The following is a 14,594-nucleotide window of genomic DNA, read 5'->3' as shown; positions in this document are numbered from 1 at the left end:
CACGTGCCGGTCGGGCCCTCCTCGTTCGTCCGTCGGCGGCTCAGTGGTCGGAGTAGCGGAAGTCGCCCACCGTCCACGCGCTGACGTCGGCGATCGCGACGCGGTACATCCCGCCCGTCTCGGGGATGCCCACCGTGCCCTGGAGGATCCGGGCCAGGTGGAAGTGGAGGTGCGTCGGCGGGTCTTCCTTCCGTTCGGAGGGCTTGAAGACCCCGGAGAACTCTCCGAGCCGGGCGGAGTCCGTCAGGACCTCCGACACCCGCTCTCTCCAGAGGGCCTCGGGGGCCAGGCGCCCGGTGATGACCACGCCCCCCGCGACCACGGTCAGGGACATCTGATTGCTCTGCCCGGACTCCACCGTGGTGGCGATGTCAATCAGCAGTTCGTCAGGCTTCGACATGAGAGCCGATTCTAGGCGGCGCGCCCTCCGGTGGTTGAATTTCCCCCGGGGCCCAGGTGCCGGACGGCGCCCGGGCCCCGAAGCGTTCCCCGGAAGAGGTGCAGATGACAGCGGACAATCCGCTCGGCGAGCGACTCGACGACGACGACTACCCGGCCTACACCATGGGACGGGCCGCCGAGATGCTCGGCACGACCCCGGGCTTCCTCCGCGCCCTCGGCGAGGCCCGTCTGATCACCCCGCTCCGCTCCGGGGGCGGCCACCGCCGCTACTCCCGCTACCAGCTGCGGATCGCGGCCCGCGCCCGGGAACTCGTCGACCAGGGCACCCCGGTCGAGGCGGCCTGCCGCATCGTCATCCTGGAGGACCAGCTGGAAGAGGCCCAGCGCATCAACGCGGAGTACCGGCGGGCGGCGGAACGGGCGGCCGGACGGCCGGAAGAACGGACAGGGGAACGGCCGGAGGAACGGCCGGAGGGGCAGTCGGCGGAACGGGCCGCGGAGCGGTCCCCCGAGGAGCCCCCGGAGGAGTCCACCGGGCGGCGCGAGGGCCGTTAGCCCGTCCGGGCGCCTCCGGTTGCCCGGCCCCGGGTGCCGTCGGAGCGTGGGGTGATCGTCCGACGCGCGACGCCCGACGCTCCACGCCCGGAGGGCCCATGAGCAGCATCGACACCCCGGCCGACGTTCCCCGACCACGGGCGGCGGCGACGCGGCCCGCGCCCACCACCCTCACCTGGGTGACGCTGGCCCTGATGACGACCGCGTCGGTGGCCAGCCTGCGGGCCGCGCCGACGATGGCCGTCTACGGCCTGGCCTGCGTGTTCCTCTACCTCGTGCCGGCCGTCGTGTTCCTGCTGCCGACCGCCCTGGTCTCCGCCGAGCTCGCCTCCGGCTGGAGCGGCGGCGTCTACCGCTGGGTGTCCGAGGGCCTCTCCAAGCCGCTCGGGTTCCTCGCGGTCTGGTGCCAGTTCGCGATGACGATCTTCTATTACCCGAGCCTGCTCGCCTTCGTGGCCTCCACCATCGCGTACGTCATCGACCCCTCCCTCGCGTCGAACGGCGTCTACACGGCGATCGTCATCATGGTCCTGTACTGGACCGGCGTGTGGGTCTCCTCGCGCGGCACGAAGGCCCTCGCCGGGCTCTCCAGCTGGGGCCTGATCATCGGGACCCTGGTGCCGGGCACGGTCCTCGTCGTCCTCGGCATGGTCTTCCTCGGCCAGGGCAACGCGTCGGCCGCGCCGATGGACGCGAACCACCTGCTGCCGCAGTGGACGGGCCTCGCCAGCCTCGTCCTGATCGTCAACAACTTCCTGTCGTACTCCGGCATGGAGATGAACGCCGTGCACGTCTCCTCGCTCAAGGACCCGGCGAAGGAGTACCCGAAGTCGATGTTCCTGGCGGTGGGCCTGGTCCTGCTGATCTTCATCCTGCCGGCGCTCGCGATCAGCTGGGTCGTCCCCGCCGACCAGCTCAGCCTGACGGCCGGCGTGATGCAGGCCTTCAACGCCTTCTTCTCGTACTTCCACGTCGGGTGGATGACCCCGATCGCCGCCGTCATGCTGATCTCCGCCTCCCTCGGCGGCATGTTGACCTGGCTCGCCGGGCCGTCCAAGGGCCTCCTGGAGATCTCGCGCGGCGAGGGCTACCTGCCGCCGTTCCTGCAGAAGCTCAACAAGTACGGCATCCAGCAGAACATCCTGGTCACGCAGGGCGTGGTGACCTCGGTCATCGCCCTGCTCTACGCGCTGATCCCCAACGTGTCGAGCGTGTACTGGATCTTCTCCACCATCACCACGCAGGTGTACCTGATCGTCTACCTGCTGATGTTCGTGGCCGCGATGCGCCTGCGGAAGACCCAGCCGGACCATCCGCGCGGCTACCGGGCGCCCGTCCTGGGCCTGCTGTGCTCGGTCGGCCTGCTCGCCTCCCTGGCGGCCCTCGCCATCGGCTTCGTCCCGCCGTCGCAGTTCGGCGGCAGCAGCGTCTGGTCGTACGTGCTCGTCATCGGCGGCGGTCTGGTGATCCTGGGCCTGCTGATCCCGGCGCTCTTCCTGAAGTTCCGCAAGCCGGACTGGCGCACGGCCGCCGCCGGCCCGAAGCCGACCGAGGGAGGGCAGGCATGAGCCCCACCCGCTTCGCCTCCGAGCACCGGTGGATCTACTGGGGCGCGATCGTCATCCTGGTCGCCCTCGTCGTCACCGGCCTGATCCGCTACGAGTCCGTGAAGCGGAACAACGAGACGCTCTCCAAGGCCAATCAGCTCCAGGAGGAGCTGGTCAGGGCCGGATACCCGTCCCCCGACACGGACACCGTCGAGCGGCTGCTCGGCACGGACGGCGGGCAGGTCTGCGAGGCACCGGGCAACGCCCTGGAGACGGCGCTGTGGAAGATCCAGCAGTCCAACGGCGCCACCGGGCCCGGCCAGCGGCCCGTCATCTCCGACGACCGGGCCGTCGAGGCCGAGCGGATCGTCCTGAAGGTCTACTGCCCCGACAAGCTCGACGAGTTCGAGGAGCAACTGGCGGACCTCAAGACCGACGGCACCGTACGCAGGTGAGGGACGACGGGGAGCGGTGAGCGGAGAGGGCCGGTGAGCGGAGGAGAGCCGGTGGGCGGCGGAGGGGCGACGAGCGGCGGAGAGCCGGTGGGCGGCGGAGAGCCGGTGGGCGGCGGGGAGCCGGGCCCGCCTTCGCCGGACGGCGTCCCGGCTTCCGGCTCCGACGCCGACCCCGCCGTCCTCCACGACTTCCTCCGCGAACTGGCCCGCTTCCTGCTGCGGTTCAGCGGCGAGGGCGCCGAAGGGGTCGACCGGATCGTGCGGGGCGTCGCCCGGACGTACGGCGGGCGGGCCGAGACCGTGGTCGTCGCGGACGGCGCCGTGCTGACGGTGACCGCCGGGGGCCTCACCCTCACCTCGACCGTCAGGGCCTTCCCGGACGTCGCCCGGCTCGACCGGGCCGTCGCCCTGAAGGAGTTCGTCGAGCGGCTGCGGACCGAGCGGCCCGCCCTGCCCGAGGCGGTCGCCGGGCTGCGGCGGATCGAGGCGCTGCCCTCCCCCGTGCCCTCCTGGGCCCGGCTGATCGGCATCGTCCTCTTCGCCGTCGGCTTCGCGCCCGCCGTGCAGGCCACCTGGTACGAGATCGGCACCACCGCCCTCCTCGCGACCCCGGTCGCCGCGCTCACCGTGCTCTCCGAGCGGCACCCACGCCTCGCCCGGGTCCTGCCGCTGCTCGCCGCCACCCTGGTCTCCCTGGTGACGCTCGGGCTGCTCCGGCCGGAGAGCGGCCACGGCGGACCGGTGATGATCATGCTTCCGGCGCTGTTCTTCTTCGTGCCCGGCGACCTGCTCAGCGCGGCCGCCGCCGAACTGGTCGGCGGGTTCCTGACGACCGGCGCCGTCCGGCTCGTGTACGCCCTGGTCCTGCTCCTCCAGCTGTACGTGGGCGTGCTGCTCGGCGTGGCCGTCACGGGCACCCCGACCGGCGCGCTCTTCGACACCGTCGGGGACCCGGACCTGTCCCGGTGGGTGATCGTGGGGAGCTGGGCGGTGTTCACGCTGGGCCTGGTCCTCGCCTTCGGGGTGCCGTGGCGGGTCGCGGGGTGGCCGGCGGGCCTGGTGTACCTGGCGCTCGGGGCGCAGGCGGCGGGCACGGCCCTGGTCGGGGAGGTCGCGGGCACCTTCGTCGCCGCGACGGCCCTCGCCGCCGCCGCGGACCTCCTCTCCCGGCCGGCCGGGCGCCCGCCCCGGCTCGTGCTCCTCCTGGGCGGCTTCTTCACCCTCACCGCAGGCTCCCTGGGGCTGCGGGCGCTCACCTCCCTGGCGGGCGGGCACGTCCTGCACGGCTTCCACGACCTGATGGACTTCGTCACGATCGTGACGACGATCGCGGTCGGGCTGATCGCGGGGGCGGCGCTGGTCCCGGCCCGGGTGGAGAAGGAGTTCCCCGCGGCCTCCTGACCCGTTCCCCCGGCGGAGCGCGTACGCGATCATGTACCCCATGAAGCTGCGCTGTGCCGTACTCGACGACTACCAGGGCGTCGCCCTGTCCTCCGCCGACTGGAGCCCGCTCGACGGCCGCGTCGAGGTGCGCGTCCTGCGCGAGCACCTCACCGACCGGGACGCCCTGGTCGACGCGGTCGGGGACTGCGAGATCCTCGTCGTCATGCGGGAGCGGACGCCGGTCGACGCGGCGCTGCTCGACCGGCTGCCCCGGCTGCGGCTCCTGATCACCTCCGGCCTGCGGAACGCCTCGATCGACGTCGCCGCCGCCCGCGCCCGGGGCGTCACCGTCTGCGGCACGGAGAGCTCTTCCACGCCGCCGACCGAGCTGACCTGGGCGCTCCTGCTCGGCCTGGCCCGGCACGTGCCGGCCGAGGCGCGGGCGGTGCGGGAGGGCGGGCCCTGGCAGTCCACCGTCGGCGCCGACCTGGCCGGCCGGACCCTGGGGCTCGTCGGCCTCGGCAAGATCGGCGCGAAGATGGCCCGGATCGGCCTCGCCTTCGGCATGGACGTCGCCGCCTGGAGCCCGCACCTGACGGAGGAGCGGGCCGCCGAGCACGGCGCGCGGTACGTGAAGGACCTGCGGGAGCTGATGGCGGAGGGCGACTTCGTGTCGCTGCACATGGTGCTCTCCGACCGCACCCGGGGCCTGGTCGGGGAGCCCGAACTGCGGGCGATGCGCCCGTCCGCGTACCTCGTCAACACCTCCCGGGCCGGGCTTGTCGACGGCGGGGCGCTGCTGCGGGCGCTGCGTGAGGGGTGGATCGCGGGGGCGGGCCTCGACGTCTACGACACGGAGCCGCTGCCCGCCGACGACCCGCTGCGGACCCTGCCGAACGTCCTGGCCCTCCCCCACCTCGGGTACGTGACGGAGGGGAACTACGGGCGGTACTTCGGGCAGGCGGTGGAAGACGTCGAGGCGTTCCTGGCGGGGAAGCCGGTGCGCGAGCTGGGCTGAGGGGCCGTACGGGACCCGGCCGTACGGAGGCGGGCCGTACGGGGACCGAGGTGCCGTACGGGGGCGGGCCCGGGGCGCGGGACCCGTCGGGGGTACGGGCCTCCTACCCCAGGCTCGTGCGCGCCAGGTCCAGGAACTCCTCGTCCGTGAGGCCCAGTTCGCGGGCCTCCGCCGCCGCCTCGCGGAGCCGGGAGACCAGCCGGGCCCGGTCGGGAGCGGTGGCGCCGGGGACGACGATGGCGCCCCGGCCCCGGCGGAGTTCGATCAGGCCCTCCTCCCGGAGCCGCTGGTAGCCGCGCAGGACGGTGTGGACGTTGACGCCGAGGGAGTCGGCGAGTTCCCGGGCGGCCGGGAGGCGTTCGCCGGGAGCGGCCGAGCCGTCGGCGAGCGCGCCCCGGACGCAGGCGGCGATCTGGTCACCGAGGGGGACGGCCGAGGCCGGGTCGACGCGGAAGAGCACGGTCAGAGCCTCCCACGCCGTTCGACGAGGGTGTTGAGGAGGGCGGCCGCGGTGTGCGCGTCGGACACGGTGACCGCGAACTCGCGCCCGCTGTCGCGCCGTACGACGAGGGCCTCGCCGGAGCGCAGGACGACGCCCGTGCGCTGCGGCCACACCCGGTAGCCCCAGCCGCCGAACTCGGTGACGGGGTCGATGTCGCGGACGGTGGCGCCGGTGACCTCGGCGAGCGGGACGCGGACGCGGGGCCGGGGGACGAGGGCGGGCCGGACGGTGAGGCCGCGCCGGTCGACGGTGACCCGGACGCGGGCGAGGGCGAGTCCCGGCACTCCGACGACCAGGCCGAGGAGGGCGGGCCAGGCCTCGGGCCAGGGGACCAGGAGCAGGGTGACGGGGACGGCGGCGAGGGCGAGGACCGCGAGGGCGGTGAGCGGCCGGGAACCGGCGGCGCGGGACCAGCCGGCGACCTCGCTCGGGCCGAGCGGGAGCCGGGGGCCGTCCGCGGCGCCGGGGCCGGGGACCGGCTCCTCCTCGGGGACGAGCCGGGTCAGGGCCCGGCCCGCGAGGGCGAGGACGGCGGCGACGGCGGCCGCGACGGTGAGGTTGGCGAGCGGGGAGACGACCTGGGCCGGGTCGGTGGCGTCCAGGTTGTCCCGCAGGATCAGGACGAGCAGCGCTCCGGTGAAGCCTGCCGTGGCCCACGCGCCCCACAGGGCGGTGCGGCGGACGAAGAAGTGCCAGCCGACGGCGAGGCCGAGGAGCAGGGCCGTGCTGACGGCCGCGTAGGCGGCGCGGTCGGTGAATCCGTCGGCGCGGCCTCCGCCCTCGGTGCCGAAGTGGGTGGCGAGGGGGTCGGGCAGCCGGTCGTACCAGAGGGCGAACACCAGCGAGTACACGAGGAGCGCGAGGACGAAGGGGAGCGCGGAGAGCGCGCGGAGACGGGGTGTGGCTCGGTTCATGAAAACCTCCCTTGTTCGCACTCTACTAGAACAATGAGCCTTGGGAAGGGTGCGGGCGACACGAACGCGGCGGCGGTGGGGACCGTCGCCGCGTTCGTGTCGCCCGGATCGGTCGCCGTCGCCGGGCCCCGGGCCGGGTGAGTCAGCTGTCGTCGCCCTCCAGGGCCGTCCGGAGCGCCGCGGCGAACTCCTCCGGGGCGCCGTGCTGGCCGAACTCGCCGCCCAGGAAGCCGCCGTGGTGGCTGGGGAAGACGGTGAGCGGGGTCCCGAGCCCCTCCGCGACGGCGAGCGCGGCGCGCGCGGCGAGCGTGCCCTCGGACTCCTTCCCGGCGGCGACGACGATCCGGGTCGGCGTGGCGCGCAGGGCGGCGAAGTCGGGGAGGTGGGAGGTGCAGCCGCGGATGTTCTGGCCGAGCAGCGGGTCCTCGCGGGTGCCGTCGTCCTCGGTCGGCAGCCCGAACGCGTCCGGGGAGGGGGCGGGCCGCTCGGTCCAGTCGGCGGGGACGGGGCCCAGGTGGCTCACCAGCGCGAGGAACTTGGCCATCCCGGGCCCCCAGCCCTCCCGCAAATAGGTCTCGCGGATGTCCGCGCAGGCCGCGAGGGCCGCCTCCCGGTCCGGGACGACCCGGGCCAGCGGGGGCTCGTGCGCGACGAGGGTGCGCACCAGGTCGCCGCGCCGGGCGACCAGGGCGAGGGCGTTGACGGCGCCGCCACTGCTCGCGAAGACGTCCACGGGGCCGGCGCCGAGCGCCTCGACGAGGCGGGCCAGGTCGTCGGCGTGCTCCTCGGGAAGCGTCTCCGCCGCCCCGTCGGTCCGCACGCTGCGGGACACCCCGCGCGGGTCGTACGTCACGACGGTCCGGTCGGGGAAGTGGGAGGCGAGGGTGGCGAAGCCGGTCGCGTCCATGGGGGACCCGATGAGCAGAAGGGGAGGCTCACCGGCGTCCGTGCCGGGGCGCACGTCGTAGCGCAGGGCGGCTCCGGCGGTGTCCAGGGTCCTGGTGTCGGTCTCGGCCATGGCGGTCTCCTCGGTGGTGGGACGGTCATGGGGGTGGACTCCCGGCCGCGCCGAAACTCATCGACCACCCGTCCGCCTGCCCGGCCGCCCGATCAGGCCGTACCTACTCGGCCCCGCACTCGTGACCGGCCCGGTCGACCACCACCCGGTCCAGCAGGCTCCGCAGCAGCGCCTGTTCGGTGTCGGTGAGGCCGCCGAAGAGCTCCCGCTCCGCCGCGCTCACCGCCGTGTCGACCCGCTCCAGGGCGGCCGCGCCCGTCTCCGTGATCTCCACGATGTGCCGGCGCCGGTCGGCGGGGTCGCGCCGCCGCTCCGCGAGCCCCTGGTCCTCCAACTCGTTGAGGATCGAGACCAGTTGGCTGGGGTCGACCTCCATGGCGGCGGCCAGGTCCCGCTGGCTCATGGCCCCGGGGGCGAGTTGCATGAGCGTCATCACGCTCCTCGGGTGCAGCCCGGCGACGCCCAGGGCGGCGCGGATCCGCGCGCCGGTGAGCTCCCCGCGGAAGGAGAGGAGGAAGCCGAGACGGTCGCTCGGGAGAACTGCTGCCATGTCATCCACCGTAACAGCGGCCCTATTGTGGAGCGAGGGAAACCGTTGATACAGTTCAACGATTGTTGCTGACTTATCGTTGGAGCGTCCCCATGTTCATCGCCTACGCCGTCGTCGCCGCCCTGCTCGCCCTCGCGCTCTCCGCCTCCGCCTTCTTCACCTTCACGCGCAACCCGCAGATCATCGACAACATGACCAGGTTCGGCGTTCCCGAGTCCTGGTTCCCCTGGCTCGCGGCCGCGAAGGCGGCCGGCGCGATCGGCCTCCTCGTGGGCCTGGCCGTGCCCGCGCTCGGCGAGGCGGCGGCGATCGGCGTGATCCTCTACTTCCTCGGCGCCGTCATCACCCACCTGCGCGCGAAGGACTACGTGGTGGCCCCGGCCGCGGTCCTCGCCCTGCTCGCGGCGGCCGCCCTGGTCCTGCGCATAGCCTCCGCCTGACCCGCCCACCGGCCCGCCGGGCACGCACCCGACGAGCGGGAATCCCCCGAGCGCGAACCCAACGAGACGTAACGTCTTGCGGGGAGCGCGCCCCTGCTGTACCTTCGACACAACGAGACGAGACGTCTCGTTGCATCTCGCTCATGTCGTCGACGTACAGGAGACAGCCCTTGTTCCGTGCCCAACTCACCGACGTCACCAAGCGCTACGACGCCACGGACGCGCGGTCCCGGACCGTGCTCGACCGCGTCTCCCTCTCCGTCCGGGCCGGGGAACGGCTCGGGGTCGTCGGGGACAACGGCTCCGGGAAGTCCACCCTCCTGCGGCTGCTCGCCGGCCTGGAGGCCCCCGACAACGGCAGCGTGGACGTCCACGCCCCCGGCGGCCTCGGACACCTCGCCCAGACCCTGGATCTCCCGCCGGCCGCCACCGTCGGGGACGCCGTCGACCGCGCCCTCGCGGACGTCCGAGAGCTCGAGCGGGCCATCCGGGCCGCCGAGGCGGGCCTCGCCGCGACCGGCGACCTCGACGGGTACGCCCGGCTGCTCGCCGCCTACGAGGCCCGGGGCGGCGCCGGGGCCGACCGGCGGGTGGAGACGACCCTGCGGAGGCTCGGGGAGCGGGGGCCGCTCGACCGCGACCGGCCGCTCGGGACGCTCTCCGGCGGGCAGCGGTCCCGGCTCGCCCTCGCGGCCGTGCTCGCCGCCGAGCCCGAACTGCTGCTGCTCGACGAGCCCACCAACGACCTGGACGACGAGGCCGTGGCCTGGCTGGAGGACCGGCTGCGCGCCCACCGGGGCACGGTCGTCGCCGTCTCCCACGACCGCGTCTTCCTCGACCGGGTCGCCACCGCCGTCCTGGAGGTCGACGAGGACCGCCACACCCTCCGCCGCTACGGCAACGGCTACGCCGGCTACCTGGCCGGGCGCGCCGCCGAACGGGCGCGCAGGGTGCGGGAGCACGAGGAGTGGAAGGAGGAGCTGGCCCGGTACACGGCGCTCGCGGACACCCACATCGACCGGTTCTCCGCGATCCCCCGCAAGGCCCCGGCCGCGTTCAGCGGGGCAGGCGCCTTCCGGGCCCGGTCGCGGGCGCACGGCGCCATGAGCCGCATCCGGGCCGCCCGCGAACGGCTCGCGCGGCTCGCCGCCCACCCCGTGCCCGCGCCGCCGGAGCCCCTGGCGTTCCGCGCGGACCTCGCGGGGGAGGGGGCACCCGTGGACCTCGCGGATCTACGGGTGGACGGACGGCTCCGGCTCGACGCCCTCCACCTCGACGCGGGCGAACGTCTCCTGGTCACCGGTCCGAACGGCGCCGGGAAGACCACCCTCCTGAAGGTCCTCGCGGGCGAACTCGCGCCGGACGCGGGCGTCGTGAGCGCCCCCGCCCGGGTCGGGCTGCTCCGCCAGGAGACGGCCCCGCCCACCGACCCCCGTACGGTGGCCGAGGCCTTCGGGGCGGACCGCGCGGACCGGCTCCTCGCCCTCGGGCTCTTCTCCGCCCGCGATCTGACGACTCCCGTCCGGCACCTGTCCGTCGGGCAGCGCCGCAAGCTGGAGCTGGCCCGGCTCGTGACCTCGCCCGCCGACCTGCTCCTCCTCGACGAGCCCACCAACCACCTCGCCCCGGGCCTGGTGGAGGAGATCGAGGCCGCCCTCGCCGCGTACCGGGGCACGCTGGTCGTCGTCAGCCACGACCGGCGGCTGCGGGCGGGCTTCCGGGGCCGCGTGCTCGAACTGACCCCGGAGGCCGCCCTGATGTCCTAGCCGTCGTGACCTGGTCGTCCTGACCTAGTCGTCGGAAGAAGAGTCCTCCAGGTCGCCCTCCGTCTCCAGGAACACCTGCCGCAGCGCGGCAAGGGTCTCCGGGTCCGGCTTCTCCCACATGCCGCGCGACTCGGCCTCCAGGAGGCGTTCCGCGATGCCGTGCAGGGCCCAGGGGTTGGCCTCCTTGAGGAAGGCCTGGTTCTCCGGGTCGAGGACGTACTCCTGCGTCAGCTTGTCGTACATCCAGTCCGCGACCACGCCCGTCGTGGCGTCGTACCCGAAGAGGTAGTCGACGGTCGCCGCCAGCTCGAACGCGCCCTTGTAGCCGTGGCGGCGCATCGCCTCGATCCAGCGCGGGTTGACCACGCGGGCCCGGAAGACCCGGGAGGTCTCCTCGACCAGGGTGCGGGTGCGGACGGTCTCCGGGCGGGTCGAGTCGCCGATGTACGCCTCGGGGGCCGTGCCCTTGAGCGCGCGGACGGTCGCGACCATGCCGCCGTGGTACTGGAAGTAGTCGTCGGAGTCCGCGATGTCGTGCTCGCGCGTGTCCGTGTTCTTCGCGGCCACCGCGATCCGCTTGTACGCGGTCTCCATCTCGGCCCGCGCCGGGCGCCCTTCGAGCCCGCGCCCGTACGCGTAACCGCCCCACACCGTGTACACCTCGGCGAGGTCGGCGTCCGTGCGCCAGTCGCGGGAGTCGATCAGCTGGAGGATGCCCGCGCCGTACGTCCCCGGCCGGGAGCCGAAGATGCGGGTGGTGGCGCGCCGTTCGTCGCCGTGCTCGGCCAGGTCGGCCTGCGCGTGCGCCCGTACGTAGTTGTCCTCGGCGGACTCGTCCTCCAGGCCCGCCACCAGCCGTACGGCGTCGTCCAGGAGGCCGATGACGTGCGGGAACGCGTCGCGGAAGAAGCCCGAGATGCGCAGGGTGACGTCGACGCGGGGGCGGCCCAGCTCGGCGAGCGGGATCGGTTCCAGGCCGTTCACGCGGCGCGAGGCCTCGTCCCACAGCGGGCGGACGCCGAGCAGGGCCAGCGCCTCGGCCACGTCGTCGCCGGCGGTGCGCATCGCGCTCGTGCCCCAGAGGGAGAGGCCCACGGAGGTCGGCCAGTCGCCGTTGTCGGTGCGGTAGCGCTCCAGGAGCGAGTCCGCGAGCGCCTGGCCGGTCTCCCAGGCGAGACGGGAGGGGACGGCCTTGGGGTCGACGGAGTAGAAGTTGCGGCCGGTCGGCAGGACGTTGACCAGACCGCGCAGCGGGGAGCCGGACGGGCCGGCCGGGACGAAGCCGCCGTTCAGGGCGTGCACGGCGTGCGCCAGCTCGTCGGTGGTGGCGGCCAGGCGCGGCACGACCTGCTCGGCGGCGAACCGCAGCACGGCCCGCACGTCGGGGCCGTGGTCGGCCGCGACCGACTCGATCGCCTCCACCGCCCAGTCGGCGGCCTCCATCGCCTCGACCAGCTCGCGCGCCTTCGCCTCCGCCTCGTCGGCGGTGGTGCGGGTCGCGGCCGACTCGTCCAGGCCCAGGGCCTCGCGCAGACCGGGCAGCGCCTGCGTACCGCCCCAGATCTGGCGGGCGCGCAGGATGGAGAGGACCAGGTTGACCCGGGCCTCGCCGGTCGGGGCGCCGCCGAGGACGTGCAGGCCGTCGCGGATCTGGGCGTCCTTGACCTCGCACAGCCAGCCGTCGACGTGCAGCAGGAAGTCGTCGAAGCCGTCGTCCTCCGGGCGCTCTTCGAGCCCCAGGTCGTGGTCGAGCTTGGCGGCCTGGATCAGGGTCCAGATCTGGGCGCGGATCGCGGGCAGCTTCGCCGGGTCCATGGAGGAGATCTGCGCGTACTCGTCGAGCAGCTGCTCCAGGCGCGCGATGTCGCCGTACGAGTCGGCGCGGGCCATCGGCGGCACCAGGTGGTCGACCAGGGTGGCGTGCACGCGCCGCTTGGCCTGGGTGCCCTCGCCCGGGTCGTTGACCAGGAACGGGTAGACCAGCGGGATGTCGCCGAGGGCCGCGTCCGGGCCGCAGGCGGCGGAGAGGCCGGCGTTCTTGCCGGGCAGCCACTCCAGGTTGCCGTGCTTGCCCAGGTGCACCATGGCGTCGGCGCCGAAGCCGCCGTCCTCGGCGCGGGCCGCGATCCAGCGGTAGGCCGCCAGGTAGTGGTGGGACGGCGGGAGGTCGGGGTCGTGGTAGATCGCGATCGGGTTCTCGCCGAAGCCGCGCGGCGGCTGGATGAGGACCAGGAGGTTCCCGCGCCGCAGGGCCGCGAGGACGATGTCGCCCTCGGGGTTCCGGGACCGGTCGAGGAACATCTCGCCGGGCGCCGGGCCCCAGTGCTCCTCGACGTGGGTGCGCAGCTCCTCGGGGAGGGTCGCGTACCAGCGCTTGTAGTCGGCGGCCGGGATGCGGACCGGGTTCTTGGCCAACTGCTCCTCGGTCAGCCAGTCCTGGTCGTGGCCGCCGGCCTCGATGAGGGCGTAGATCAGCTCGTCGCCGTCGCCCGAGACCAGGCCCGGGAGGTCCTCGGCGGGACCGAAGTCGTAGCCCTCCTCGATCAGCCGGCGCAGCAGCGAGACGGCGGAGGCGGGGGTGTCGAGGCCGACGGCGTTGCCGATGCGGGAGTGCTTGGTGGGGTACGCGGAGAGGACGAGCGCCAGCTTCTTCTCGGCGTTCGGGATGTGCCGCAGGCGGGCGTGCCGCACGGCGATCCCGGCGACGCGGGCCGCGCGCTCGGCGTCCGCCACGTACGCGGGCAGGCCGTCCTCGTCGATCTCCTTGAAGGAGAACGGGACGGTGATCAGGCGCCCGTCGAACTCGGGGACGGCGACCTGGCTGGCGGCGTCCAGCGGGGAGAGGCCCTCGTCGTTCTCCTCCCAGGCGGCGCGGGAACCGGTCAGGCACAGGGCCTGGAGGATCGGCACGTCGAGCGCGGCGAGCGCGCCCGCGTCCCAGGCCTCCTCGTCGCCGCCGGCCTGCGCCTCGGCGGGCTTGGTGCCGCCCGCCGCGAGCACGGTGGTGACGATCGCGTCGGCGGTGCGGAGGGTGTCGAGCAGCTCCGGCTCGGGGGCGCGCAGGGACGCCACGTACAGCGGGAGGGCGCGCGCTCCGGCGTCCTCGATCGCGTCGCACAGGGCGCCGACGAAGGCGGTGTTGCCGCTCATGTGGTGGGCGCGGTAGTAGAGCACGGCGATCGTCGGGCCCCCGGTGGCCTTCGGGGTGCGCTCCAGCGGGCCCCAGGTCGGGGCGGCGGCCGGGGCCTCGAAGCCGTGGCCGGTGAGCAGGACGGTGTCGGAGAGGAAGCGGGCGAGCTGCTCCAGGTTGGCGGGGCCGCCGTGCGCCAGGTAGGCGTGCGCCTCGGTGGCGACGCCGACGGGCACGGTGGAGGCCTCCATCAGCTGGGCGTCGGGCGCCTGCTCGCCGCTGAGCACGACCACCGGCTTTCCGGCGGCGCGGATCGCGTCGAGCCCGTCCTGCCAGGAGCGGAGCCCGCCGAGGAGCCGGACGACGACGAGGTCGGCGCCGTCGAGGAGGCCGTCGAGATCGGCGAGCGGGAGCCGGGAGGGGTTGGCGAACCGGTACTCCACCGGGCCGCCGGCCGCGCGGGCGCTGAGCAGGTCGGTGTCGGAGTGCGACAGCAGCAGAAGCATGGCGAGCGCAGGCCTTCCTCGGGGTTGTCCGCGCCCCGGGTGGTCGTGTGGACGGCGGGAGTTCCTGACTCACCGGCCCGGACGGTGCCGGGCCGGCTCACAGTGGCGGGACCGCGCCGGAATCTCACCGGGCTTCCTCCCCGGGGTCCTGGGACCCCATGCCGCTCTGCATCCTAGATCGTGGGTTCCGGCGGCTGGAGGGAGCGGGAGGGTCGGTCGGATCACACCGGCTCCCGCGGCGTACGGCGGGACGGCACCTCCACACCGGGGACCCGGACGACCGACCGGCCCCCCTGCCGAAGGCCCGGGAAACCTGCTGCCGCACCCCCACCGAGGACCCGGTCGACCGACCGGCACGTCCCCACCGGGGAGCCGGAGAACCGGACAGCCGGTCGCCGTAGCCGCGCC

General features: G+C 74.1%; 12 protein-coding genes, 1 pseudogene and 1 riboswitch. Of the genes and pseudogenes, 7 read left to right on the top strand and 6 right to left on the bottom strand.

The window, feature by feature from the left end; all coding sequences use genetic code 11:
• Positions 1-40 precede the first annotated feature (40 nt).
• Positions 41-400 (bottom strand): hypothetical protein, encoded by a 360-nt coding sequence (locus ACIQVI_RS24095; RefSeq protein WP_351971121.1) that lies wholly within the window; start codon positions 398-400, stop codon positions 41-43.
• 104 nt (positions 401-504) lie between these two features.
• On the opposite strand from ACIQVI_RS24095, the pseudogene ACIQVI_RS24090 reads away from it, so the two are divergent.
• The 5 genes and pseudogenes from ACIQVI_RS24090 to ACIQVI_RS24070 all read left to right on the top strand — a co-directional run.
• Positions 505-837: pseudogene (locus tag ACIQVI_RS24090) on the top strand (MerR family transcriptional regulator); the annotation flags it as partial.
• Between the two features lie 218 nt (positions 838-1,055).
• Entirely contained in the window at positions 1,056-2,525 is a 1,470-nt protein-coding gene (locus ACIQVI_RS24085; RefSeq protein WP_403599248.1) for an APC family permease, read from the top strand.
• Positions 2,522-2,959, top strand: coding sequence for a hypothetical protein (locus ACIQVI_RS24080; RefSeq protein WP_351971119.1), 438 nt, complete (start codon positions 2,522-2,524; stop codon positions 2,957-2,959). Before ACIQVI_RS24085 ends, ACIQVI_RS24080 begins: the two co-directional genes overlap by 4 nt.
• A gap of 33 nt (positions 2,960-2,992) precedes the next feature.
• Positions 2,993-4,360: a threonine/serine exporter ThrE family protein gene (locus ACIQVI_RS24075; RefSeq protein ID WP_403599243.1), complete on the top strand. Its 1,368-nt coding sequence runs from the start codon at positions 2,993-2,995 to the stop codon at positions 4,358-4,360.
• A gap of 40 nt (positions 4,361-4,400) precedes the next feature.
• Positions 4,401-5,360, top strand: coding sequence for a D-2-hydroxyacid dehydrogenase family protein (locus ACIQVI_RS24070; RefSeq protein WP_403599240.1), 960 nt, complete (start codon positions 4,401-4,403; stop codon positions 5,358-5,360).
• Positions 5,361-5,463: 103 nt separating this feature from the next.
• Here ACIQVI_RS24070 and ACIQVI_RS24065 read toward each other — a convergent pair whose 3' ends face one another.
• From ACIQVI_RS24065 to ACIQVI_RS24050, 4 genes are all read right to left on the bottom strand, one after another.
• Positions 5,464-5,820, bottom strand: coding sequence for a GntR family transcriptional regulator (locus tag ACIQVI_RS24065; RefSeq protein ID WP_351971116.1), 357 nt, complete (start codon positions 5,818-5,820; stop codon positions 5,464-5,466).
• Positions 5,821-5,822: 2 nt separating this feature from the next.
• Positions 5,823-6,776 (bottom strand): hypothetical protein, encoded by a 954-nt coding sequence (locus ACIQVI_RS24060; protein ID WP_403599237.1) that lies wholly within the window; start codon positions 6,774-6,776, stop codon positions 5,823-5,825.
• Positions 6,777-6,918: 142 nt separating this feature from the next.
• Complete coding sequence (locus ACIQVI_RS24055) at positions 6,919-7,794, bottom strand: alpha/beta fold hydrolase (protein ID WP_403599234.1); 876 nt, start codon at positions 7,792-7,794, stop codon at positions 6,919-6,921.
• Positions 7,795-7,897: 103 nt separating this feature from the next.
• Positions 7,898-8,344 (bottom strand): MarR family transcriptional regulator, encoded by a 447-nt coding sequence (locus ACIQVI_RS24050; RefSeq protein ID WP_351971113.1) that lies wholly within the window; start codon positions 8,342-8,344, stop codon positions 7,898-7,900.
• Between the two features lie 92 nt (positions 8,345-8,436).
• Here ACIQVI_RS24050 and ACIQVI_RS24045 point away from each other — a divergent pair, with 92 nt between their 5' ends.
• Positions 8,437-8,784: a DoxX family protein gene (locus ACIQVI_RS24045; RefSeq protein WP_403599231.1), complete on the top strand. Its 348-nt coding sequence runs from the start codon at positions 8,437-8,439 to the stop codon at positions 8,782-8,784.
• A gap of 143 nt (positions 8,785-8,927) precedes the next feature.
• Entirely contained in the window at positions 8,928-10,550 is a 1,623-nt protein-coding gene (gene abc-f, locus ACIQVI_RS24040) for a ribosomal protection-like ABC-F family protein (RefSeq protein WP_403599227.1), read from the top strand.
• A gap of 24 nt (positions 10,551-10,574) precedes the next feature.
• Here the strand turns inward: abc-f and cobN are convergent, their stop codons facing one another.
• On the bottom strand, positions 10,575-14,186 hold the full coding sequence (gene cobN / locus ACIQVI_RS24035) for a cobaltochelatase subunit CobN (RefSeq protein WP_403599224.1): 3,612 nt from the start codon (positions 14,184-14,186) through the stop codon (positions 10,575-10,577).
• A 58-nt stretch (positions 14,187-14,244) separates the two neighbouring features.
• Positions 14,245-14,325, bottom strand: a riboswitch (cobalamin riboswitch).
• Positions 14,326-14,594: the final 269 nt, after the last annotated feature.

It is taken from the genome of Streptomyces sp. NPDC098101, from assembly GCF_044760185.1.
Lineage (GTDB): Bacteria > Actinomycetota > Actinomycetes > Streptomycetales > Streptomycetaceae > Streptomyces.
This window is presented reverse-complemented; position numbering and strand designations above follow the sequence as displayed.